The sequence below is a fragment of the Streptomyces sp. NPDC037288 genome (genome assembly GCF_055603265.1).
In genome coordinates, this window is the sequence record NZ_JBVJVY010000006.1 from 30,915 (window position 1) to 54,106 (window position 23,192).

Here is a 23,192-nt window from a genome sequence, read left to right on the forward strand (position 1 = left end):
TGCGTGATCCGCACCTCTGCCGCACGCTGGGCGTATGAACGGACGATACGACGAAAGACGCACCGTGAAGGTGTCGAAGTACCTCTCCAAACACCTGCGCCACCAGCCCGAGCGGATCGGGCTGACTCCGGACCCGGCAGGCTGGGTGGAGATCGACACGCTGATCACCGCGGCCGCCGCGCACGGCTTCCGGTTCACACGCGAGGAACTGGACCACGTGGTGGCCACCAACGACAAGCGGCGCTTCGCGATCGAGGGCACCAGGATCCGGGCCAGCCAGGGCCACAGCATCGACGTCGACCTCGGCCTGCCCCCGGCGACCCCGCCGCCGTACCTCTACCACGGGACCGTCGCCCGGAACCTGGACGCGATCCGCGCCGACGGCCTCAGGCCCATGAGCCGGCACGACGTCCACCTCTCCGCCGACCGTGAGACCGCCGCCCGGGTCGGCGCCCGCCGCGGTCGCCCCGTGGTGCTCCCCGTCGACGCCGGCGCCATGCACCGCGACGGCCACGTCTTCCGCGTCAGCGCCAACGGAGTCTGGCTGACGAGGGCCGTACCACCTCGCTACCTGCGCTTTCCGGAGCCCCACTGACACACGGCACCGGCCAGCGGTCATGATCGGTGGTATGGACCACTCGCACGAGCACCTGCCGACCACCGAGGCCGCCGTCACCGCGCTGCGCGCCCTCGCCGCCCACTACGCGCGCGAGATCGAGGTGACCCACGACATCGGCGCCGACCAGACCTCCCGCCGCGGCGCCGCGGGCATCGGGGCGACCACGGACCCCGACGGCTCCCTGCCGCACGAGGCGTACGTCGAGTTCGGCGGCGTACCCCGGGTGAGTGTGCGGCTCTACCCGGAGGACGACGCGCTGATCACGGTCGAGGGCGTCGAGTGCCACGACATCCCGCGCGACGACGTGCCCGCCTTCCTCCGCTCCGTCCTCGAGGGCCTCGCCCACGTCAAGGCGCGCCGCTTCCCGCCCGGCTACCGCCTGGTCGTCCCGCTGCCCGGCGACCGCACACACAAGGAGTACGTCCCTATGGTCCTGCTCAGTCCGTGGCTGAGCAGCCGCGTTCGGTGATCATTTGGGCCGTTGTCCGTAGGCCCGCTTACCCTCGAACGCATGACTCTGCGCCTGAGCACCGTGATCCTTCCCTACCGCCGCTGGAGCGAAGGCGGCCGTTCGGCCTGGGTGCGGGCCGAACAGCTCGGCTTCCACACCGCGTACACCTACGACCATCTGTCCTGGCGCAGCTTCCGTGACGGGCCCTGGTTCGGCGCGGTCCCGACCCTGACGGCCGCCGCCGGCGTCACCGAGCGGCTGCGCCTCGGCACGCTGGTGAGCTCGCCGAACTTCCGGCACCCGGTGACCCTCGCCAAGGAGCTGATCTCCCTCGACGACATCTCCGGCGGCCGGATCACCCTCGGCATCGGCGCCGGCGCCACCGGTTTCGACGCCACCGCGCTGGGCCAGGAGCCGTGGAGCCCGCGCGAGCGGGCCGACCGGTTCGCCGAGTTCGTGCCGCTTCTGGACCGGCTGCTCACCGAGGACGCGGTGACACACGAGGGCCGCTTCTACTCGGCGCACGAGGCCCGGAACATCCCGGGCTGTGCGCAGCGGCCCCGGCTGCCGTTCGCGGTGGCGGCCACCGGCCCGCGCGGCCTGAAGCTCGCCGCGCGGCACGGGCAGGCCTGGGTGACCACCGGCGACCCGAAGCTGTACGAGTCCGGCACGCCGGAGCAGTCCGTCGAGGCCCTGCGCGGGCAGATCGCCAAGCTGTCCGAAGCCTGCGCGGACGCCGGACGGGACGTGGCCGACCTGGAGAAGACCCTGCTCACGGGCTTCACCCCGGACCGGGCCCGGCCGCTTCAGTCCCTGGACGCCTTCGTGGACTTCGCCGGCCGCCACCAGGAGCTGGGCTTCACCGAGATCGTGATCCACTGGCCCATCCCGGACTCCGACTTCGCCGCCGACGAGAAGGTTTTCGAGCAGATCGCGATGGAGGCCGTGGCCGAGCTGAGCTGACGGGTGTCCGGGCGGACGGGAGTCCGGGCGGACGGGTGTCCGGGTGTCCGGGCGGACGGGCACCAGAGCTGACGAACGCCGGGCGTGACGGGCGCTGAGCGTCATCTGTGTCTCATCTGTGCGGAGTCCCGCACGGCCGTGCTGGCATATGCGTGAGAATGGCCGGGTGACCTCAGCGACCAGACAGCCCGGGACCCCGTCCGCCGCCGTTCGTCCGCGGCTGATCGCCACCGACCTCGACGGCACACTGCTGCGCGACGACAAGTCGGTCTCACCGCGCACGGTCGCCGCGCTGGCCGCCGCGGAGGAGGCGGGCGTCGAGGTCTTCTTCGTCACCGGCCGTCCGGCCCGCTGGATGGACGTCGTCAGCGACCACGTGCACGGCCACGGCCTGGCCATCTGCGGCAACGGCGCCGCCGTCGTCGACCTGCACGGCGGCCCCGGCGCCCACCGCTTCGTGAAGGTGCGCGAACTGGCACGCGAGAACGCCCTGGACGCCGTGCGCCTGCTGCGCGAGGCGGCACCCGGCACGGTGTTCGCGGTCGAGCAGACGTACGGCTTCCACCAGGAGCCGGACTACCCCAAGCTGCACCTGGAGATACCGGACAACCTCCTGCCCGCCGAGCACCTCCTCGCGCCCCATGGCCCGGACGCCGACCAGCCCGTGCTCAAGATCCTGGCCTACCACCCGGACCTCGACCCGGACGCCTTCCTCACCCTCGCCCGGCTCGCGATCGGCGACCGCGCCAACGTCACCCGCTCCAGCCCCAGCGCCCTGCTCGAACTGAGCGGTCCCGACGTCTCCAAGGCCAGCACACTCGCCCTGTGCTGCGCCGAGCGCGGTATCTCGCACGAGGAGGTCGTCGCCTTCGGCGACATGCCCAACGACGTCGAGATGCTGACCTGGGCCGGCCACTCGTACGCGATGGGCAACGCCCACCCGGACGTCATCGCCGCGGCGTCGGGCCGTACGGTCGCCAACAACGAGGACGGTGTCGCGGTCGTCATCGAACAACTGCTGGCAGAAAGCTTCTGACCTCGCCGGTCACTGGCATGCGTGAGCTTCCGTGAGTCGGTGGCCAGCACACCGGACTGACCGGCTGCACACCGGTGCGGGCACCTGAGTGTCAGTCACGGCACCCGTGCCGGTCACCCGCCCCCGACCAACACCTCCGCCTCCGCCTCTCTCCGCGCCAGCACCCGCAGCGGCCCGTCCGCCGCGAGCAGCCGCGCATACGTGCCCCGCTGCACCACCCGGCCCGCGTCGAGGACGACCACCTCGTCCACCGCCTCCAGGCCGGCCAGCCGGTGGGTGATCAGCAGCGTCGTACGGCCCTCCGTGGCGGCCAGCAGATCGGCGGTCAGGGCGTCGGCCGTGGGCAGGTCCAGGTGCTCGGCGGGCTCGTCGAGGACCAGGACGGGGAAGTCGGCCAGCAACGCACGGGCCAGCGCCAGCCGCTGCCGCTGGCCGCCGGACAGCCGCGCTCCGTGCTCGCCGACGAGCGTGTCCAGGCCGTCGGGCAGCCCGTCCACCCAGTCCAGCAACCGTGCCCGGTCCAGCGCCCGGCGCAACTCGGCCTCGGTGGCGCCCTTCTTGGCCAACAGCAGGTTCTCGCGCACCGAGCTGTCGAAGAGATGCGCGTCCTGCGCACACAGTCCGACAAGTCGCCGTACGTCGTCACCCGCCAGCGCGTAGGCGTCCACACCTGCGAGCGTGTACGAGCCCTCCCCCGGGTCGAGGAAGCGCAGCAGCACCTGGGCGAGAGTCGTCTTGCCGGAACCCGACGCCCCGACCACCGCGATCCGCCGCCCCTCCTCCAGCGTGAGATCGAAGCCGGCCAGCGCTTCCCGCCGCTGTCCCTCATACCGTGCGGCCAGCCCCTTGACCACCAGCGGGAACGGCGAGACGGGCGCCTGACGCGACCACTCGGGCTCACGCACGGGCTCCGGAGCGTCGAGCACCTCATGAACACGCTCGGCGCTTCGCCGCACCCGCTGCCGGTACCGCACAGCGAGCGGCAGCCCCAGTACGGCCTCGAAGGCGGCCAGCGGAGTGAGGACGACCACGGCCATCGCCACGCCGTGGAGCCGGCCCGCGGCCACCGCCTGGGCGCCGAACAGCGCGGTCGCCGTGACGGTCAGGCCCGAGACCAGCGCGGTGAGCCCGTCGCCGAGCGCCGTCACGGCGGCGGCGCGCGAGGCGATCCGGGTGAGGGTGCCGTCGGCTCGCCGGGCCGCGTCCGTACGGGCGGGCAGCGCACCGGCGACGGTCAGCTCGGCGGTGCCGGTGAGCAGGTCGGTGACGCGGGTGGCGAGGGCGCCCCGGGCCGGAGCCAGCCGTCGCTCGGTTCGCCGGGCCACGGTCGCGGTGACGAGCGGGACGCCGACACCGGCCGCCACGAGGCCCGCCGCAAGAGCGGCACCGGCCTCGGGCAGCAGCCAGGCCGTGAAGCCGACGGAGACGGCCGACACGGCGACGGCGACCGACGCCGGCAGCAACCAGCGCAGCCAGTAGTCCTGGAGTGCGTCGACGTCCGCGACCAGCCGGGTCAGCAGATCACCGCGCCGGACGGTCCGCAGTCCGGCGGGCGCCAGCCGCTCCAGGCGCCGGTATACGGCAACCCGGGTGTCGGCCAGCATCCGCAGCACGGCGTCGTGCGACACCAGCCGCTCGGCATACCGGAAGACGGCCCGCCCGATCCCGAAGGCCCGCGTGGCTGTCACGGCCACCATCAGATACAGCACCGGAGGCTGTTGCGAGGCCCGCGAGATGAGCCACCCGGAGGTCGCCATCAGCCCCACGGCACTACCGAGCGCCAGACACCCCAGCACCAGAGCAAGCACCAACCGCCCCCGCCGGGCCCCCCCAAGTCCCCGAACCCACGCAAGCGCACGCCCGGGCCGCCCCGCAACCACATCCGCCGAGCCATTCCCCAACCAACCAGCCGGAGAATCCGAGGGACCGCTTCCCACCGCACGGGGCCGAGAGGCCGGGGGGTCACCTTCCAGCCCAGCGAGTGGGGTGGCGGGTGGGCAGAGGCGGGCCTCCAGGGTCTGTAGCCCCCCGGGGGGCTCACCGTCGCGCCGGTGCGTCACAAGCTCCGCACCCTCCAACCGCACCACCCGGTCAGCAACCCCGAGCAACGCCGGCCGATGCACGACAAGCAGCACCGTCCGCCCGGCGGCCAGCCTCCGCACCGCCGCCACAACCTCCGCCTCGGTCGCCCCGTCCAGCGCAGCCGTCGGCTCGTCCAGCAACAGCACAGGCCGATCCGCGAGAAAGGCCCGAGCCAGAGCCAACCGCTGCCGCTGCCCCGCCGACAGCCCCACCCCGTCCTCCCCGAGCACGGTGTCGACCCCCTCGGGCAGCTCGTCCACGAACTTCAGGGCGCCCGCATCCCGCAGCGCCCCGCGTACGGCACGGTCGTCCGCGTCCGGCCGGGCCAGCCGCACGTTCTCCGCGATGGTTCCGGCATACAGATGCGGCCGCTGCGGCACCCACGCGATCCGCGACCGCCACTCCTCCAGGTCGAGGTCCGCGAGATCCGCTCCCCCGACCCGCACCCGCCCCTCGCTCGGCTGGACGAACCCGAGCAGCACGTTCAACAGCGTCGACTTGCCCGCCCCGCTCGGCCCGACCAGCGCGACCGTCTCGCCGGGCTCGACACTGAACGACATGTCCGTCACGGCGTCCAGGGAACGCCCGGGGTAGCGCACGGTGACCCCGTCGAAGGCCAGCGCGCCCGCTGGTACCGCACCAGTACCCGACGCCTGAACCGGCGTCTCCAGCACACTGAAGATCTCCTCCGCGGCGGCGAGCCCCTCGGCCGCCGCGTGGTACTGCGCGCCTACCTGACGCAACGGCAGATAGGCCTCGGGCGCCAGCACCAGGATCACCAGGCCGATGTACAGGTCCATGTCGCCGTGCACGAGCCGCATGCCGATGGTCACCGCGACCAGGGCGACCGACAGCGTGGCGAGCAACTCCAACGCGAAGGACGAGAGGAAGGCGATCCGTAGGGTCCGCAGGGTGGCCTGGCGGTACTCACCGGTGATCCGGCGGATGGAGTCGGCCTGTGCCTTGGCCCGGCCGAAGACCTTCAGCGTGGGCAGTCCGGCGACCACGTCCAGGAAGTGCCCGGACAGCCGTGACAGCAGCCGCCACTGACGGTCCATCCGGGACTGGGTGGCCCAGCCGATCAGCATCATGAAGAGCGGGATGAGGGGCAGGGTGCCGACGATGATCGCCGCCGACACCCAGTCCTCGGTGACGATCCGCGCCAGCACCGCCACCGGTACCACCACCGCGAGCCCCAGCTGCGGCAGATAGCGCGAGAAGTAGTCGTCGAGGGCGTCGACCCCCCGTGTGGCCAGCGTGACCAGCGAACCGGTGCGCTGCCCGGCAAGCCACCCGGGACCGAGCGCCGCCGCCCGGTCCAGGAGCCGCCCCCGCAGTTCAGACTTCACCGCCGCGCTCGCCCGGTGGGCGGCGAGTTCGGTGAGCCACGCGACAACCGACCGTCCTGCGGCCACGGCCGCCAGCAGAAGCAGGGGGGTGCGCAGTCCAGCGACGGACTCCCCATGCTGGAACGCTCCGACGACAACCTCGGCGATGAGCATCGCCTGAGCGATGACCAGCCCGGCACCGACGGCTCCCAGGCCGACGACCGCCACCAGGAAGAGCCGGGTGGCGCGGGCGTAGCGCAGAAGACGGGGATCGATCGGTTTCACGTGAAACGCGTCCTTCGGTCCAGAGGGTGTGTTTCACGTGAAACACACCCTCGGCGGACTCAGTGTGCGGCGCCGGCTGCAGCGTCGGGGGCGATGTGCTGCGTGCCGATCCGCTTGCGGAACACCCAGTAGGTCCAGCCCTGGTAGAGCAGGACGAACGGCGTGGCGATGGCCGCCAGCCACGTCATGATCTTCAGGGTGTACGGGCTCGACGAGGCGTTGGTGACCGTCAGGCTCCAGTCCCCGTCGAGCGTCGACGGCATGACATTCGGGAAGAGCGACAGGAAGAGCATCGCCACGACGGCCACGACGGTGACGCCGGACAGCGTGAAAGCCCATCCCTCGCGGCCGAGTTGGTTGGCCACCAGAGCTGCCACCAGGGCGGCGACCGCCACAACGAGGGCCACCAGGCTCTTGCCGTCACCGCTGTCCGCCTGCGTCCACAGCAGGAAGCCGAGCGCGACGGCGGCCGTGACGAGACCGACCCACAGAGCCAGCTTCCGTGCCCGCACCCGGATGTCCCCGACCGTCTTGAGCGCGGTGAAGACCGCTCCGTGGAAGGTGAACAGCGTGAGCGTCACCAGGCCGCCGAGCAGGGCGTAGGGGTTGAGCAGGTCCCAGACGCTGCCGACGTACTCGAAGTGCTGATCGATCTTCACGCCCCGCACGATGTTCCCGAAGGCCACGCCCCACAGGAACGCCGGTATCAGCGAGGTCCAGAAGATCGCGGTCTCCCAGTTGCGCTGCCAGTTCTCCTCGGGGCGCTTCGCCCGGTACTCGAAGGCGACGCCCCGGACGATCAGGCAGACGAGGATGACCAGCAACGGCAGGTAGAAGCCGGAGAAGAGGGTGGCGTACCACTCCGGGAACGCGGCGAAGGTCGCGCCGCCGGCCGTGAGCAGCCACACCTCGTTGCCGTCCCAGACGGGTCCGATGGTGTTGATCAGCACCCGGCGCTCCGGCCGGTTGCGAGCTAGCAGCTTGGTGAGGATGCCGACCCCGAAGTCGAACCCTTCCAGGAAGAAGTAGCCGGTCCACAGGACGGCGATCAGGACGAACCAGACGTCGTGAAGTTCCATGACTGTTCCCCCGGCCTAGTACGAGAAGGCCATCGGCTTGTCGGCGTCACGGATGTCGCCGCCGATCTTCGTGGGTGGGTTGAGGTCGGCCTCGGTCAGCTCGGGCGGGCCGGCCTTGACGTACTTCGCGAGCAGCTTGACCTCGACCACGGCGAGGATCGCGTACAGCGAGGTGAAGACGATCATCGAGGTGAGGACCTCGCCCTGGGAGACACCGGGGGAGACCGCATGCCGGGTCTGCAGGACTCCGTAGACGACCCATGGCTGGCGGCCCATCTCCGTGAAGATCCAGCCCCAGGAGTTGGCGATCAGCGGGAAGGCCAGGGTCCAGGTCGCGATACGCCAGTACCAGGGCGTCAGCTTCGCGCTGAGCGCCTCGTTCTTGAAGAGCACCAGATGCGGCACCTCGTCCTCGCCGACCCGCAGATGCTGCGGCAGCATGAACCTCTTGCGGGTCAGCCACAGTCCGGCCAGGCCGATGCCGAAGGAGGCCATGCCGAAGCCGATCATCCAGCGGAAGCCCCAGAAGGCGACGGGGATGTTGGGCCGGTAGTCCCCCGGCCCGAACTTCTGCTGCTCGGCCTTGTTGACGTCGTTGATACCGGGGACGTACGAGGTGAAGTCGTCGTTGGCGAGGAAGGACAGCAGGCCCGGGATCTCGACCGCGACGGTGTTGTGGCTCTTCTCCACATCTCCGTAGGCGAAGATCGAGAACGGCGCCGGCTTCTGCCCGTCCCACAGTGCCTCGGCGGCGGCCATCTTCATGGGCTGCTGCTTGAACATGACCTTGCCGAGGGTGTCGCCGCTGATCGCGGTGAGCAGACCGGCGATGACCACGGTGACCAGACCGAGCCGCAGCGAGGTCTTCATCTCGCGGATGTGCTTCTTGCGGGCCAGGTGGTAGGCGGCGATGCCCACCATGAAGGCCCCACCGGTCAGAAAGGCCGCCGACAGGGTGTGGAAGGCCTGGCTGAGCGCGGTGTTCTGGGTCAGCACGGCCCAGAAGTCGGTCAGCTCGGCGCGCCCCTTAGCCTTGTCGATCTTGTAGCCGACCGGGTGCTGCATCCACGAGTTGGCGGCGAGGATGAAGTACGCCGACAGGATCGTGCCGATCGAGACCATCCATATGCAGGCCAGGTGGATCTTCTTGGGGAGCTTGTCCCAGCCGAAGATCCACAGGCCGATGAAGGTGGACTCGAAGAAGAACGCGATCAGTGCCTCGAAGGCGAGCGGCGCTCCGAAGATGTCGCCGACGAAGCGCGAGTAGTCGGACCAGTTCATGCCGAACTGGAACTCCTGCACGATGCCGGTGACCACGCCCATGGCGATGTTGATCAGGAAGAGCTTGCCCCAGAACTTCGTCGCCCTGAGGTACTTCTCCTTCTCCGTGCGCACCCAGGCCGTCTGCAGCCCGGCCGTGAGGGCGGCCAGGGAGATGGTCAGCGGGACGAACAGGAAGTGGTAGACGGTGGTGATGCCGAACTGCCAGCGCGCCAGTGTCTCCGGCGCCAGAGCCAGGTCCACGTCGTCACTCTCCTTACTACGCCGTGGTACAGCGGCGGTTTGCCCTGTTTACCGCGCACATACAGGACAATCGGGACGCGCTTGTGAACGCGTTCACATTCACAAGCCATTATGACGTACTGATTTTCGGCAACGAACGGGGGGTCCCCCCTACGCCTTCGCGTCAAGGCCTTGGCAGCGACTTCAACATCTTGTTGAATTGCGCGCCATGCAGATACGCATTTCCTGGCCCGCGGGGAACATCACCGCGACCCTCGACGCAGACACACCGACGACGCAGGCCCTCGCCAAGGCGCTGCCACTCACCTCCAGCGCCTGCACATGGGGCGAGGAGGTCTATTTCGACACAGGAGTCTCTGTTTCACGTGAAACGGACGCCCGGCAGGTCGTGGAGCCGGGCACCGTGGCCTTCTGGACGGACGGCGACGCACTCGCCCTCCCCTACGGCCCGACCCCGATCTCGCGAGGCGAGGAATGCCGCCTCGCGAGCCCGTGCAACGTCCTGGGAAGCCTGGACGGGGACGCCCGCGTTCTGGCGACCGTACGAGCCGGCGACCCCATCCGGGTGGAACTGATCGACGAGTAGAGCCCGCGCCGGGCTACAGCTCCTTGCGGAACGCCTCCGCCGCCTTCAGGAAGATGTCGTTCGCCTCGGTCTCTCCGACCGTCACCCGCACACCCTCGCCCGGGAACGGCCGGATGACCACACCGTGCTGCTCACAGGCCTGCGCGAACGCGACCGTACGTTCCCCCAGCCGCAGCCAGACGAAGTTCGCCTGCGTCTCCGGCACCGTCCAGCCCTGGGCGCGCAGCGTGTCGACCACGCGCTTGCGCTCGCACACCAGAGAGCCGACCCGGCCGAGCAACTCGTCCTCGGCCCGCAGCGAGGCGATCGCCGCTTCCTGGGCGAGTTGGCTGACCCCGAAGGGCACGGCCGTCTTGCGCAGCGCCGCCGCGACCGGCTCATGGGCGATCGCGAAGCCGATGCGCAGGCCGGCGAGCCCGTAGGCCTTGGAGAAGGTACGCAGGACGCAGACGTTGGGCCGGTTCCGGTACAGCTCGACACCGTCGGGCACCTCCGGGTCGCGGATGAACTCCCGGTAGGCCTCGTCCAGCACCACCAGGACATCACCGGGCACCCGGTCGAGGAACCGCTCCAGCTCGGCCCGCCGCACCACCGTGCCGGTCGGGTTGTTGGGGTTGCAGACGAAGATCAGACGCGTCCGGTCGGTGATCGCGTCCGCCATCGCGTCCAGGTCGTGCACGTCGCCGGGCGTGAGCGGTACCTGCACCGACCGGGCGCCGCTGATCTGCGTGATGATCGGGTACGCCTCGAAGGACCGCCAGGCGTAGATCACCTCGTCGCCGGGACCGCTGGTGGCCTGGATGAGCTGCTGGGCGACGCCCACCGAGCCGGTGCCGGTGGCCAGGTGGGAGAGCGGGACGCCGAAGCGTTCCGACAGCTCCTCCATCAGCCCCGTGCACGCCATGTCCGGGTAGCGGTTGAAGTCGCAGGCAGCCGCCGTGACGCTCTCCATGACGCCGGGCAGCGGGGGGTACGGGTTCTCGTTGGAGGACAGCTTGTAGGCGACCGGCCCGCCGGCCGCAGCGGGCTTGCCCGGCTTGTAGGTGGGGATACCCTCCAGCTCGGCGCGCAGCTTGGGGCTCGTCTCGCTCACCGCAGTCCTCCTCGCGATCACCGGCGGACCGTCTACGCCGCCGGCTTCCAATACTCCTCACCTTATGAGGATTCGGCCCCCGTGCGTACAGGTGCGGGCAGGCAATACGCAAACCACATCCGAGCCGGCGCCATCACGGGCATCGCCGTACGAAGGCGTACGTGTCAGGGGGGGGCGCCATACATATATCTATGCGCCGGTGGCACGCGCCGTGGCGCGCATCCCCCGTGCAGGTGAGTTGAGACCTCTTCGAGACATCGGACACTTGGCAGGTCCATACGCGCCGACAAGTCACGTCCTACCACCGGATCGTTTAACCACCTTTATTTCCAAGGCAGTTGACCCCTGAAGACCATGCAGAAACGTGCCTGTCAACTCGTGCATATGCGTCCGCACTACCCCACCGTATGAGCCCTACTATCGGCTCGCCATGACAGCAGCAGGGAAGCACCAGGTGAGCCGCGCGGAAACCTCACGTCGAGGCAGTCGGCCGGGCCGGGCGGGCATCAGAGACGTGGCCGCCGCCGCCGGGGTCTCCATCACGACCGTCTCCGACGCTCTCAACGGCAAGGGCAGGCTCCCGGATGCCACCCGCCGCCATGTCCGCGAGGTCGCCGACCGGCTGGGGTACCGCCCCTCGGCCGCCGCCCGCACGCTCCGTACCGGCAAGTCGGGTCTGATCGGCCTGACCGTGACGACGTACGGGGATGAACCTTTCACCTTCACCGAGTTCGCGTACTTCGCCGAGATGGCCCGGGCCGCCACCTCGGCCGCGCTCGCCCGCGGCTACGCCCTCGTCATCCTGCCCGCGACCTCCCGCCACGACGTGTGGTCCAACGTCGCCCTGGACGGCACGGTCGTCATCGACCCGTCCGACCAGGACCCGGTGGTCAGTGAGCTGGTCCGGCAGGGGCTCCCGGTCGTCTCCGACGGCCGCCCGGCCGGCTCGCTGCCGGTCACCGCCTGGGTCGACAACGACCACGAGGCCGCCGTCCTCGGCATCCTCGACCACCTCGCCGCCGCCGGCGCCCGCCGTATCGGCCTGCTCACCGGCACGACGACGGACACGTACACCCACCTGTCGACCACCGCCTACCTGCGCTGGTGCGAGCGCGTCGGCCAGGACCCGGTCTACGAGGCCTACCCGGCGCACGACCCGTGCGCCGGCGCCGTCGCCGCCGACCGGCTGCTCGCCCGCCCCGACCGGCCCGACGCGGTCTACGGACTGTTCGACCCCAACGGCACGGACCTGCTGGCCGCCGCCCGCCGCTACGGGCTCCGCGTCCCCGAGGACCTGCTGCTCGTGTGCTGCAGCGAGTCCATGGTGTACGCCAGCACCGAGCCGCCCATCACCACGCTCTCCCTGAAACCCCGCCGCATCGGCACCGCGGTGGTCCAGCTCCTCATCGACGCCATCGAGGGCGTGGAGTCGGACCAGCCGGTCGAGCAGGTGATACCGACCGAGCTGATCGTGCGCACCTCCTCCCAGCGGCGCCCGCCACGCACGACGGTCAGCCCGCCTCGGTCGCCGGACGGGAAGTAGCGCCGGAAAGCGGGGCGCCCACCCCGCACAGCCCTCAGCCGGTGGCGGGGGCAGGGGGGCCGGCGACCGGCGAGCCGGGGGTTCGGTCGGCGCAGAGTCGACCGAACACCTGCCCAAACGGGGCGAAAGCCGCAGTGCACCGGAGTCTTGTTCCGATTCACCACCCCTGGGTCATCACACGGCGCGACGCGCATTCCTATGATGGGCCCACGACACCGCGGACCGCTGCGACCAGGCAGTCCGAAGCGGTGCAGCTGCGGCGCGATGGTGGAGGGGTCTGATGACTCAGGGGGCCGGTCAGGGACCCGAAGTGGAGCGGACGGCGACGCTGCGCGACTTCCGGGTACCGGCGTACGTCCACGAGACCGGTCCCTACGTCCGCACCGCCCCTTTGGGCGACACCGTGCCGCCTGCCGACGAGGCGTACCCCGACGGCTACACGCCCACCCAGCGCGACCTCCCCGTCATCAACCGGCCGAAGACGCTCCAGGTCCCCGTCGAACCGGCATCCGCAGCTCCCGCCCCGCAGCCCGCGACCGGGCCCGGACCGCTGTTCGTCGTCGGAGACGTCCACGGATACCTCGACGAACTGGTGACCGCCCTGCAGGAACAGGGTCTGATCGACGCCTCGGGCCAGTGGTGCGCCGGCACCGCCCGGCTGTGGTTCCTCGGCGACTTCACCGACCGCGGGCCCGACGGCATCGGCGTCATCGACCTCGTGATGCGGCTGTCCGCCGAGGCCGCTGCGGCCGGCGGCTACTGCAAGGCCCTCTTGGGCAACCACGAACTGCTGCTGCTAGGCGCCAAGCGGTTCGGCGACACGCCCGTCAACTCCGGTGCTGGCACCGCCACCTTCCAGGCGGCCTGGCTGCTCAACGGCGGCCAGAAGACCGACATGGACCGACTCCAGGACCACCATCTGCAGTGGATGGCCCGCCTCGACGCCGTGGAGGAGGTCGACGGCTACCTGCTCGTGCACTCGGACACCACCGCCTACCTGGACTACGGCGACTCCATCGAGGCGGTCAACGACACCGTGCGCGAGACCCTCACCCGTAATGACGCGGACGAGTGCTGGGACCTGTTCCGCAAGTTCACCAAGCGCTTCTCCTTCCGCGACGAGGGCGGCGCCGACGCCGTGCGCTCTCTCCTCGATACGTACGGCGGCACGCGCATCGTTCACGGCCACAGCCCGATTCCCTACCTCCTCGGCGAGGTCGGCTCCGAGGACGGCGAGGAGGGCACCGGCCCGGTCGTGGAGGGCCCGCACGTCTACGCCGACGGGCTCGCCATCGCGATGGACGGCGGAGTGACCATGGCCGGAAAGCTACTGGTCCGGCAACTCCCCCTGACTACCTGACCGTCCCGCGGGCAGGCGTCTCCCGGAGGAGCACACGCACGCCGGGGGCAATTTCCGGCAACCCCCTGTCACCGTGTGCCGTCACGGCTCTACCATCGGCTTATCCGTAGCAGGCTCCCCTCCGTTTCTGCCCGACGGCTCGCTGGCGTGCGAGCCCCAAGCCCTACGGAGCATCGGGGGATGCACATGAACAGCGTTCCGCAGCACCTGCAGAGCGAGGACCGCCAGGAATTCGAGCGGCTCCTCAACGAGGCGCTGCGCTCCGCACCACACCGGCCGGAACTGGCCGCTGTCGGACAGCGGCTCAATCCCGAACAACTGCGCACCATGGCACTCAACGCCAGCGCCCTGATCACGGCCGCCGCAGCGGCCGAATACCAGCACTATGTGAAGATCCGCCAGGAAATGCGCCATCCGGCGATGGCCCCGTCGGCCGTCGGCGACCCGGCCGCCGTGGACCCGAGTTCGGCCACGACGGGGCTCGACACCACCCTCGGCGAGGCCGCCGAGAGCACCGGTGCGGGCGCCATCGCGGTCATCGCCGTCCTGGCTCCCGTCCTCTCCGGAACCGCCGCGGCGATCTTCCTCCTCGTCGGCTACATCCTGAAGACGCTCAGCCCCGGACAGGCCTTCGCCCAGACCATGCTCACCGCCGGCTGGGTGTTCGGCGCGGTGACCGCGGCCGCGATCCTCGTCGCCGCCGTCGGACTGCTCCTCACCGCGCTGCGCAACAGCAGCTCGGCCCAGGCCCAGGCACTGGACGCGGCGCACCGGGAGCTGGACAGGGCCAGAGAGGCCTGGCGGGACGCCCTGCTGGAGCGGGGCATCCTGCCATTCCTGTGCGAGGCGCTCGCCGAGCCCGGAGCGGCCGTCCTGCACCGCTCGACGCCACCCGCCCCGCCCGGCCGCATGCCCCGCCTCGGGTACGACCGCCCCGGCTTCAGCAGCCCCGACGACGGCACCGAGTCCGGCCGCCCGAGCTTCACCAGCCCGGACTACACGAGCCCGGACTTCGGCGGCCCGGAGCACCAGCCCGACTGACCCGCACCAGCACCCGAACAACCCGGCACGCGCTCCCGGACCGCGGGGACCCGACCGCACCGGCCGCCTCAAGTGGGCGACCCGGCGCGGCGAGTCGGTCCGACCTGTCTCAGTCGGCGATCGGCAGGTACACCCTGTTGCCGCTCGCGGCGAACTCCTTCGACTTCTGGGCCATGCCCTCCTCGATCTCGCCCCGGCTGCCGCCGTGTTCGCGGCGAATGTCCTGCGAGATCTTCATGCTGCAGAACTTCGGCCCGCACATGGAGCAGAAGTGGGCCGTCTTGGCGGGCTCGGCCGGCAGGGTCTCGTCGTGGAACTCCCGTGCCGTGTCCGGGTCCAGGGCGAGGTTGAACTGGTCCTCCCACCGGAACTCGAAGCGGGCGTCGGACAGCGCGTCGTCCCACTCCTGGGCACCAGGGTGCCCCTTGGCGAGATCGGCCGCGTGCGCGGCGATCTTGTAGGTGATGACGCCGGTCTTGACGTCGTCCCGGTTGGGCAGGCCGAGGTGCTCCTTGGGCGTGACGTAGCAGAGCATCGCCGTACCCCACCAGGCGATCATCGCGGCGCCGATGCCTGAGGTGATGTGGTCGTACGCCGGCGCGATGTCGGTCGTCAGCGGGCCGAGCGTATAGAACGGAGCTTCATCGCAGATCTCCTGCTGAAGGTCGATGTTCTCCTTGATCTTGTGCATCGGGACATGCCCCGGGCCCTCGATCATGGTCTGTACGTTGAAACGCTTGGCGATCCGGTTGAGTTCCCCAAGAGTGCGCAACTCAGCGAACTGTGCCTCGTCGTTGGCGTCCGCGATCGAGCCCGGCCGCAGGCCGTCGCCCAGCGAGTACGTGACGTCGTAGGCGGCGAGGATCTCGCACAGCTCCTCGAAGTTCTCGTACAGGAACGACTCCTTGTGGTGCGCCAGGCACCACGCCGCCATGATCGAGCCGCCGCGCGAGACGATGCCGGTCTTGCGGTTGGCGGTGAGCGGGACGTACGGCAGCCGCACGCCCGCGTGGACGGTCATGTAGTCCACGCCCTGCTCGGCCTGCTCGATGACGGTGTCCTTGTAGATCTCCCAGGTCAGTTCCTCGGCCCTGCCGTCGACCTTCTCCAGTGCCTGGTAGAGCGGCACCGTTCCGATGGGGACGGGGGAGTTGCGCAGCACCCACTCGCGCGTCGTGTGGATGTTGCGGCCGGTGGAGAGGTCCATGACCGTGTCGGCGCCCCAGCGGGTCGCCCAGGTCATCTTCTCCACCTCCTCCTCGATGGAGGAGGTCACCGCGGAGTTGCCGATGTTGGCGTTGACCTTCACCAGGAACCGCTTGCCGATGATCATCGGCTCGATCTCCGGGTGGTTGACGTTGGCCGGCAGCACCGCCCGGCCCGCCGCGATCTCCTCGCGGACCACCTCGGGAGAAACGTTCTCCCGGACGGCCACGTACTCCATTTCGGGGGTGATCTCTCCCCGGCGCGCATACGCGAGCTGCGTCACCGCCTGACCGCTGCGACCCCGGCGCGGCTGGCGGGGGCGTCCGGGGAAGACCGCGTCCAGGTTGCGCAGCCCGCCACGCGGGGAGGTGTGCTTGATCCCGTCGTCCTCGGGACGGACGGGACGGCCCGCGTACTCCTCGGTGTCGCCGCGGGCGATGATCCAGTTCTCCCGCACCGGCGGCAGGCCCCTGCGGACATCGGTATCGACGAGTGGATCGGTGTACGGGCCCGACGTGTCGTACAGCGTGACCGACTGCCCGTTGGTGAGGTGCACCTGGCGGACCGGCACGCGCAGGTCGGGGCGCGAACCCTCGACGTACGCCTTGTGCCAGCCGATGGACTTCCCGGCCTCCTGGGACTTCTCGTCCTGGACGGAGGCAGGCGTGCGTGCGTCCTTGTTGGTCATGAGACCTACTCCCTACGCCGGCATTACCCGGTAACAGGTTCGGCGGTCGACGCAGCGGATTCCGTCTGCCGACGTTTCCTGCGGAACATCGCCTGTTCCACGTGAAACATCACGTGTACGGAGGTCAGCGCCCTCTCAGCCCGGTGCTCCGAGCTCCCGCGTGTGCAAAGGTGCCTCCACGCTAGCGCCATATGTGGCGCGGTGAACAGTGGGCCCCCGCCGTTCTTGCAATGATCGGGCGGTGACCAGGATGGAGCAGTACCCATATCAGCCCCCCAAGCCACGCCATCGAGAGGACTCGGAGCAGGGGGCCGGCTTCGGCGAGGGTGACGGCCGGGGTCCCGAGCGGGGCTCCGGTGGGGACGACGGCCGCGGTCACGGCCGAGGCCACAGTCACGCGCATGGCCACAGCCACAGCCACGGTCCCGCTGCCCCGGTCTCCCAGCACCTGCGCAAGGTCATCGCCGCGATCCTGGTCCCGTTCACCGCGGCGGTCGTCGTCGGGCTGCTGGTGCTCTGGCCCGGGGGAGCCCCGTCCCACAAGCGCACCGGCGTCGGCTTCGACCGGGACACACAGCAGGCCACGGTCACCAGGGTCGTCGAGGTGAGCTGCCAGTCGGTGAACGCCTCCGGTGACACCCCGACCGGCGACACCTCCACCGCGGAGGGCACCTCGGCGCAACGGGAGGCGAAGGGAACCTGCAAGAAGGCGACCGTCCGGGTCGACACCGGGAAGGACAAAGGCCGTACGTTCACCGAGATCGTGCAGCCGGACCAGACCCGGCAGTTGCACCAGGACGAGAAGGTGGTGGTCGCCTACGAGCCCTCGGCACCGAAGAACCTGCAGTACTCGGTGGCCGACGTGAACCGGAAGTTCCCCATGACGCTGCTCGCGGGGATCTTCGCGCTCGCCGTGGTGGTGGTCGGCAGGCTGCGTGGCGTCATGGCGCTCATCGCACTGGCGGTGAGTTTCCTGGTGCTGACCCTGTTCATCCTGCCCGCGATCCTCCAGGGTTCGAACCCGCTGCTCGTGGCAGTGGTCGGGTCGAGCGCCATCATGCTGATCGCCCTGTACATGTGCCACGGCCTGTCAGCGCGCACGTCGGTGGCGGTGCTCGGCACGCTGATCTCCCTGGCGCTGATCGGTGCGCTCGGCTCCCTCTTCATCGGCTGGGCCGCCCTGACCGGCAACACGGACGACAACACAGGTCTGATCCATGGCCTGTATCCGTCGATCGACATGAGCGGTCTGCTGCTGGCCGGCGTCATCATCGGCTCGCTCGGTGTCCTGGACGATGTGACCGTGACCCAGACGTCAGCCGTCTGGGAGTTGCACGAGGCCAATCCGTCGATGGGCTGGCGCGGGCTGTACCGGGCCGGCATCCGTATCGGCCGCGACCACATCGCCTCGGTCGTCAACACCCTTGTCCTCGCCTATGCCGGTGCCGCGCTGCCGTTGCTGCTGCTGTTCTCGATCGCGCAGAGCAGTGTCGGGACCGTGGCCAACAGCGAACTGGTGGCCGAGGAGATCGTGCGCACGCTGGTGGGGTCGATCGGTCTCGTCGCCTCGGTCCCGGTCACGACCGCGCTCGCCGCCCTGGTGGTCGCGGCCGACCGACCCGGCCCGAACGCCCCCGCCACGGCAGGGACACAGCCGGTCCCGGCACGCGGCGGCCGCGGCCACCGCCGGAAGCGGTGAGCCCGAGCTGAACGGCCCGGAAAACAGTGCCGCGCAGAAGCGTTCCTGCATCCATCCACGCGGCATTGCGGGGAGCGCCCGGCTCCCATGCCGTAACGCTTCAGCCCGCGCTCTGTTCCTCGGCCAGGATGCGGTCAAGGGCCTCGTCCAGATGGGCGTCGAAGTCGGCCAGGGCGCCCTCCTGGCCCAGCGGCACGAGCTTGTCCGTACGGTCCAGGAAGGCCACGAGCGGAGGAGCGGAGGAGCGGAACAGAGCCTGGTCACAACCGACCTGAAGCCTGATCAGCACCTCGCCCAGCACATCGGAACTGACGGGAGCGATGTGCACATCCCCTTCCCCGCACGGCCGGCCGACGCCGTCGATCAGCAGCTCACGCCCGAACGCCCAAGTCACCGGGGCATCACCGGGCAGATGAAAGGTGAGCCGCACGGCATAGGGATCACTGGTCTCGTAGCGCAACTCCACCGGGATGCGGAAGGAGAGTTCCTCCGACACGAGAAAGCTCATCATGACCTCTGCCTGTACGGACTCGCGCATCGTCTACCCCGTCATATGACATCGACTGGCCGGGATTGATCCCTGTAACCGTGGTCAAATCTTGCTGAACGTACACGAGAGATCACAAGGAGTAAGTTTTCAGATACTGATAGAGAGGGAGAGGGTCCCCACATGCCGCCCGATCTCCGTCTGCAGCCGACGGGCCGCGGGCAGCAGCCGGTCGGCCTGGTCGGCCGGCAGCGACATGGCCATCGTGGCCACGGTTGTGCCGACCGTGATCGGCACCGCCGCGCAGACCGTCCCGAGCGCGTACTCCTGACGCTCCACCACCGGCTCCAGGCGCGGCATCCGGGCCAGCCGACGCAACAGGGCATCGTTGTCGCGCACGGTGTACGGCGTGAGGGACTGCACGGGGTAGCGGGCAAGGTGGTCGCGGCGGGCGTCATCGTCCAGTTGGGAGAGCAGACACTGCCCGATGGCGTGGGCGTGGCCGGTCTCGCGGAAGTCGGCCCACTCCTCGACCGCCGGCGCCCCGGGGGAGTCGGCGACGCACATGACCTCGATCTCGCCGTCCCGGTACATCGCGTAGTACACCGGCGCCCCGATGGCATCGCGCCAGTGTGCGAGCGTGTCGGCCACCGCGCTGCGACGTTTCTGCTGGGCTCCGCTGCTGCTCAGCCGCTCAGCCGCCTCGCCGAGGAAGAACAGCCCTTTCTCGCGGCGCAGATAGCCCTCGTGCACCAGGGTGCGCAGCAAGTGGTACGTCGTCGGAAGGGCCAGGCCCGTCTCGCGGGCGAGTTGCTTGGCGGGGGCGCCGTAGCCGTGTGTGGCCACGGTCTCCAGCAGGCGCATGGCGCGCTGGACGGATCCGATGAGCGTCGCGGCGGCCGGTGATCCGGGGGTGTCGGCGGGGTGTGGCGGCCCTGAGGCACCGGTGCGTTGCGGTGGGCTTGAGGCGCCGGTGGGATGCGGTTGTTCGGGGACCGCGACGGCCGGCGGCCGCTGGGCGAGGGGTGCGCAGGTGCGCGGTGGGGTGGGGGGTGCGTGGGGCTCTGCCGGTGTGGTGTCAACCGTGGCCAAGGGGTTACTCCCGGAGCGCGAGGGGCAGCCCGTGCGGAGGAAGGCACGGAGGGGATCTGCGCCGCCCGCGGGGCCGGTCCCCGCGGGAGTTCCGGACTCTAACCGTCCGTCCCCGACCACAGACGGCCTCCCGGGGAAACTTCCCTCCCCCGAGGGAAACCGGTGATCACCTTGCCGGCAACCGGTGATCCCGTGAGCGGTCACCAGTTCCCGCGTCCGTCACCAGTCGCCGCGTGAGGAGGAACTCGCCATGAGCTTGCGCACGAGGTAGATGAGGCCGCCGATCAGGGCCACGAAGACCAGGGCCTTGAACAGCAGGTCGATCACGAACCCGACCACGGTCGCTATCAGGCCGCCGAACACGACCAGGGCGATGACCGGCACCGCGACCCACTTCACCCACCACGGCAGTCCCGCGAAGATCTCTCGCATCGCCCTCGTCCTTTGCGTTCTCGTACGTCTGTGTTCTCGGTACAGCGTTGTTGTTCTGCACTCGATGCTAGGGCTGGCAGGGGGCCCGGCGGGGCCCTCGCGCCCCTTGTCCTCCCCTGACCTGTCCCCTAGGGAACCCCGGGGTCCGGGCTCACGCCTCGGGCGGAGAGAAGACGACGAGAACCCTCAGATCCTCGCTGATGTGGTGGAACTTGTGGGCGACGCCGGCCGGCACGTACACCACGCTGCCCCGCGCCACCTCGGTCGTCTCCAGGCCGACCGTGATCGATGCCCGGCCGCTCACGACGAAGTACACCTCGTCCTGGTTGTGCGGCTTCTGCGGGTCGTGCTCGCCCGCGTTGAGGGCGTACAGGCCGACGGACATGTTCCGCTCCCGCAGGAACTGAAGGTATGCCCCCTCGTTGGCGGCGCGTTCCGCCTCCAGTTCGTCCAGCCGGAATGCCTTCATCGCCGTTGTCCGCCCTTGCCGCTCTGCTCGTCGTCGCTCTGGTCTGCCACGATCAGACACATGAAGAATTTCGTAGTCAAGACGATCGCCAACGCGGGTGCCCTCGCGGTTGCCGTGTGGCTTCTGGACACGATCACTCTTACGGGTGACAGCACGGCCAGGAAGGCCGGCACGCTGATCGTCGTCGCGTTGATCTTCGGCCTGGTGAACTGGCTGGTCAAGCCGATCGTGAAGGTGCTCACCTTCCCGTTGTTCATCCTGACCCTGGGCCTGATCACCCTGGTTGTGAACGCGCTGATGCTGCTGTTGACCTCCTGGGTGTGCGGCAAGCTCGATCTCAGCTTCCACGTGGACGGCTTCTGGACGGCCGTGATCGGCGGTCTGATCATCTCGGTCGTCTCCTGGGCCCTGCACATGATCCTGCCCGACGAGGACTGAGCGAATGACCTACCGCGTCTGCTTCGTGTGCACCGGCAACATCTGCCGCTCCCCGATGGCCGAATCCGTCTTCCGCGCGCGTGTGGCGGAGTCCGGCCTCGGGGGCCGGGTGGAGGTCGACAGCGCCGGCACCGGCGGCTGGCACGAGGGCGAACCCGCGGACCTCAGAACCGTCTCGGTCCTCGAAGAGCACGGTTACGACAGCGATCACGTCGCCCGCCAGTTCCAGCCGTCGTGGTTCTCCCGCCTCGATCTCGTGATCGCGCTCGACACCGGCCATCTCAAGGCCCTGCGCCGCCTCGCGCCCACCGAGGAGGACGCGCACAAGGTCCGCCTCCTGCGCTCGTACGACCCCGCCGCGGGCGACGACCTCGACGTGCCGGATCCGTACTACGGACACCGGAACGGCTTCGAGGAGTGTCTTGAGATGGTGGAGACGGCGAGCGTCGGCCTGCTCGCCGCCGTACGCGAGCAGCTGGAAGGACGGGCCGCATGAGCGACACCCCCAAGGACCAGGGTCGTACCGGCGAGGGCACGCGCGCGGTGCGCGCGGGACTGCCCGAGCCGGTCAAGCACGAACCGACCCTGCCCGGACCGGTGTTCGCGGCACACTTCCACCTGCCCGGCGAGGTGGCGGGCCCCTATGCGTACGGCCGTGACGACAACCCGACCTGGACGCTGCTGGAGCGTGCCATCGGCGAACTGGAGGCACCCGGGCGGGACGACGTCGAGACGCTGGTCTTCGCCTCCGGCATGGCGGCGATCTCCTCCGTGCTGTTCTCACAGCTGCGCGCGGGAGACGCGGTCGTGCTGCCCTCCGACGGTTACCAGGTCCTGCCGTTGGTCCGCGCCCAGCTCGAGGCGTACGGCATCCAGGTGCGCACCGCACCCACCGGCGGCGACGCCCAGCTGCAGGTCCTCGAAGGAGCCCGGCTGCTGTGGATCGAGTCCCCGTCGAACCCGGGGCTCGACGTGTGCGACATCCGGCGGCTGGTGGCGGCGGCCCGCGCACAGGGCACCCTGGTGGCCGTCGACAACACCCTCGCCACCCCGCTCGGGCAGCGACCGCTGGACCTGGGCGCCGATTTCTCCGTGGCCAGCGGCACCAAGCAGCTCACCGGCCACGGCGACGTACTGCTGGGCTACGTCACCGGCCGCGACGCCGAGGCGATGGCCGCCGTACGGCGCTGGCGCAAGATCGCCGGGGCGATCTCCGGGCCTATGGAAGCCTGGCTCGCGCACCGGTCCATCGCCACGCTCCAGCTGCGCGTCGACCGGCAGAACGCCACCGCCCTCGCGGTCGCCGAGGCTCTGCAGCGGCGGCCGGAGGTGTCGGGCCTGCGCTATCCCGGGCTGCCCGACGACCCCTCGCACAAGATCGCCTCGGAGCAGATGCGCTGCTACGGCTGCGTGGTCTCCTTCACGCTGCCCACGCGCGCGCGTGCCGAGCGTTTTCTCCAGGCCCTGCGCCTGGTCGAGGACGCGACGAGCTTCGGCGGCGTGCGCTCCACGGCCGAGCGCCGCCGCCGCTGGGGCGGGGACGCGGTCCCGGAGAGCTTCATCCGCATGTCCGTGGGCGCCGAGGACCCCGAGGACCTGATCGCCGACCTGTTGCGTGCCCTGGACGAGTCCGCCGAGTGAGCCCGTCCCCTTCCGCCCCGTGATGTCGCGGAACGGTCCGAGCCTCCCCC

General features: G+C 69.8%; 21 protein-coding genes. 12 read left to right on the plus strand and 9 right to left on the minus strand.

The features are described from left to right. Positions 1 to 34 precede the first annotated feature (34 nt). From ACZ7GZ_RS09055 to ACZ7GZ_RS09070, 4 genes are all read left to right on the plus strand, one after another. Positions 35 to 595, plus strand: a complete 561-nt coding sequence (locus ACZ7GZ_RS09055) for an RNA 2'-phosphotransferase (protein ID WP_471022280.1) — start codon at positions 35 to 37, stop codon at positions 593 to 595. 22 nt (positions 596 to 617) lie between these two features. Continuing rightward, the gene (locus ACZ7GZ_RS09060) at positions 618 to 1,088 is read left to right on the plus strand and encodes a hypothetical protein (RefSeq protein ID WP_471022281.1); all 471 of its coding nucleotides are present in this window, start codon (positions 618 to 620) and stop codon (positions 1,086 to 1,088) included. A 42-nt stretch (positions 1,089 to 1,130) separates the two neighbouring features. After that, a complete protein-coding gene (locus ACZ7GZ_RS09065; protein WP_471022283.1) occupies positions 1,131 to 2,033 on the plus strand; it encodes an LLM class flavin-dependent oxidoreductase in 903 nt (300 codons plus the stop codon). Positions 2,034 to 2,181: 148 nt separating this feature from the next. Beyond that, on the plus strand, positions 2,182 to 3,069 hold the full coding sequence (locus ACZ7GZ_RS09070; RefSeq protein WP_471022285.1) for a Cof-type HAD-IIB family hydrolase: 888 nt from the start codon (positions 2,182 to 2,184) through the stop codon (positions 3,067 to 3,069). 113 nt (positions 3,070 to 3,182) lie between these two features. Here the strand turns inward: ACZ7GZ_RS09070 and cydD are convergent, their stop codons facing one another. From cydD to ACZ7GZ_RS09085, 3 genes are read right to left on the minus strand one after another with little or no spacing between them, the layout of a single operon-like run. Next, complete coding sequence (gene cydD / locus ACZ7GZ_RS09075) at positions 3,183 to 6,764, minus strand: thiol reductant ABC exporter subunit CydD (RefSeq protein ID WP_471022287.1); 3,582 nt, start codon at positions 6,762 to 6,764, stop codon at positions 3,183 to 3,185. A 59-nt stretch (positions 6,765 to 6,823) separates the two neighbouring features. Next, a complete protein-coding gene (gene cydB / locus ACZ7GZ_RS09080; RefSeq protein ID WP_471022289.1) occupies positions 6,824 to 7,843 on the minus strand; it encodes a cytochrome d ubiquinol oxidase subunit II in 1,020 nt (339 codons plus the stop codon). Positions 7,844 to 7,858: 15 nt separating this feature from the next. Continuing rightward, on the minus strand, positions 7,859 to 9,367 hold the full coding sequence (locus tag ACZ7GZ_RS09085) for a cytochrome ubiquinol oxidase subunit I (RefSeq protein WP_471022291.1): 1,509 nt from the start codon (positions 9,365 to 9,367) through the stop codon (positions 7,859 to 7,861). 208 nt (positions 9,368 to 9,575) lie between these two features. Between ACZ7GZ_RS09085 and ACZ7GZ_RS09090 the strand changes: the two genes are divergently transcribed. Continuing rightward, on the plus strand, positions 9,576 to 9,953 hold the full coding sequence (locus tag ACZ7GZ_RS09090) for a cyclophilin-like fold protein (protein WP_471022293.1): 378 nt from the start codon (positions 9,576 to 9,578) through the stop codon (positions 9,951 to 9,953). A 13-nt stretch (positions 9,954 to 9,966) separates the two neighbouring features. Here the strand turns inward: ACZ7GZ_RS09090 and hisC are convergent, their stop codons facing one another. Beyond that, positions 9,967 to 11,046, minus strand: coding sequence for a histidinol-phosphate transaminase (hisC, locus tag ACZ7GZ_RS09095; RefSeq protein ID WP_471022295.1), 1,080 nt, complete (start codon positions 11,044 to 11,046; stop codon positions 9,967 to 9,969). 430 nt (positions 11,047 to 11,476) lie between these two features. On the opposite strand from hisC, the gene ACZ7GZ_RS09100 reads away from it, so the two are divergent. The 3 genes from ACZ7GZ_RS09100 to ACZ7GZ_RS09110 all read left to right on the plus strand — a co-directional run bounded on the left by ACZ7GZ_RS09100 (position 11,477) and on the right by ACZ7GZ_RS09110 (position 14,990). Continuing rightward, entirely contained in the window at positions 11,477 to 12,589 is a 1,113-nt protein-coding gene (locus ACZ7GZ_RS09100; RefSeq protein WP_471022298.1) for a LacI family DNA-binding transcriptional regulator, read from the plus strand. Positions 12,590 to 12,869: 280 nt separating this feature from the next. Continuing rightward, positions 12,870 to 13,949 carry a metallophosphoesterase gene (locus ACZ7GZ_RS09105; RefSeq protein WP_471022299.1) on the plus strand — a complete coding sequence of 360 codons (1,080 nt, stop codon included), beginning with the start codon at positions 12,870 to 12,872 and terminating at the stop codon, positions 13,947 to 13,949. A 180-nt stretch (positions 13,950 to 14,129) separates the two neighbouring features. Beyond that, positions 14,130 to 14,990, plus strand: coding sequence for a hypothetical protein (locus tag ACZ7GZ_RS09110; RefSeq protein WP_471022301.1), 861 nt, complete (start codon positions 14,130 to 14,132; stop codon positions 14,988 to 14,990). 109 nt (positions 14,991 to 15,099) lie between these two features. Here ACZ7GZ_RS09110 and thiC read toward each other — a convergent pair whose 3' ends face one another. Next, complete coding sequence (thiC, locus tag ACZ7GZ_RS09115) at positions 15,100 to 16,884, minus strand: phosphomethylpyrimidine synthase ThiC (protein ID WP_471022302.1); 1,785 nt, start codon at positions 16,882 to 16,884, stop codon at positions 15,100 to 15,102. Between the two features lie 250 nt (positions 16,885 to 17,134). Between thiC and ACZ7GZ_RS09120 the strand changes: the two genes are divergently transcribed. Next, entirely contained in the window at positions 17,135 to 18,583 is a 1,449-nt protein-coding gene (locus ACZ7GZ_RS09120) for a YibE/F family protein (RefSeq protein ID WP_471022635.1), read from the plus strand. A 100-nt stretch (positions 18,584 to 18,683) separates the two neighbouring features. Here the strand turns inward: ACZ7GZ_RS09120 and ACZ7GZ_RS09125 are convergent, their stop codons facing one another. The 4 genes from ACZ7GZ_RS09125 to ACZ7GZ_RS09140 all read right to left on the minus strand — a co-directional run bounded on the left by ACZ7GZ_RS09125 (position 18,684) and on the right by ACZ7GZ_RS09140 (position 21,063). Continuing rightward, positions 18,684 to 19,121 (minus strand): SsgA family sporulation/cell division regulator, encoded by a 438-nt coding sequence (locus ACZ7GZ_RS09125; protein ID WP_360084428.1) that lies wholly within the window; start codon positions 19,119 to 19,121, stop codon positions 18,684 to 18,686. A gap of 99 nt (positions 19,122 to 19,220) precedes the next feature. After that, complete coding sequence (locus ACZ7GZ_RS09130; protein WP_471022304.1) at positions 19,221 to 20,162, minus strand: IclR family transcriptional regulator; 942 nt, start codon at positions 20,160 to 20,162, stop codon at positions 19,221 to 19,223. 219 nt (positions 20,163 to 20,381) lie between these two features. After that, entirely contained in the window at positions 20,382 to 20,594 is a 213-nt protein-coding gene (locus tag ACZ7GZ_RS09135; RefSeq protein ID WP_471022305.1) for a DUF5326 family protein, read from the minus strand. 151 nt (positions 20,595 to 20,745) lie between these two features. After that, positions 20,746 to 21,063 (minus strand): cupin domain-containing protein, encoded by a 318-nt coding sequence (locus ACZ7GZ_RS09140; protein WP_023548672.1) that lies wholly within the window; start codon positions 21,061 to 21,063, stop codon positions 20,746 to 20,748. Positions 21,064 to 21,123: 60 nt separating this feature from the next. Between ACZ7GZ_RS09140 and ACZ7GZ_RS09145 the strand changes: the two genes are divergently transcribed. From ACZ7GZ_RS09145 to ACZ7GZ_RS09155, 3 genes are read left to right on the plus strand one after another with little or no spacing between them, the layout of a single operon-like run. Next, positions 21,124 to 21,501, plus strand: coding sequence for a phage holin family protein (locus ACZ7GZ_RS09145; protein ID WP_471022306.1), 378 nt, complete (start codon positions 21,124 to 21,126; stop codon positions 21,499 to 21,501). Between the two features lie 4 nt (positions 21,502 to 21,505). Next, positions 21,506 to 21,997: a low molecular weight protein-tyrosine-phosphatase gene (locus ACZ7GZ_RS09150; protein WP_471022308.1), complete on the plus strand. Its 492-nt coding sequence runs from the start codon at positions 21,506 to 21,508 to the stop codon at positions 21,995 to 21,997. Next, complete coding sequence (locus ACZ7GZ_RS09155) at positions 21,994 to 23,142, plus strand: cystathionine gamma-lyase (protein ID WP_471022310.1); 1,149 nt, start codon at positions 21,994 to 21,996, stop codon at positions 23,140 to 23,142. Before ACZ7GZ_RS09150 ends, ACZ7GZ_RS09155 begins: the two co-directional genes overlap by 4 nt. The last annotated feature ends 50 nt before the right edge of the window (positions 23,143 to 23,192 follow it).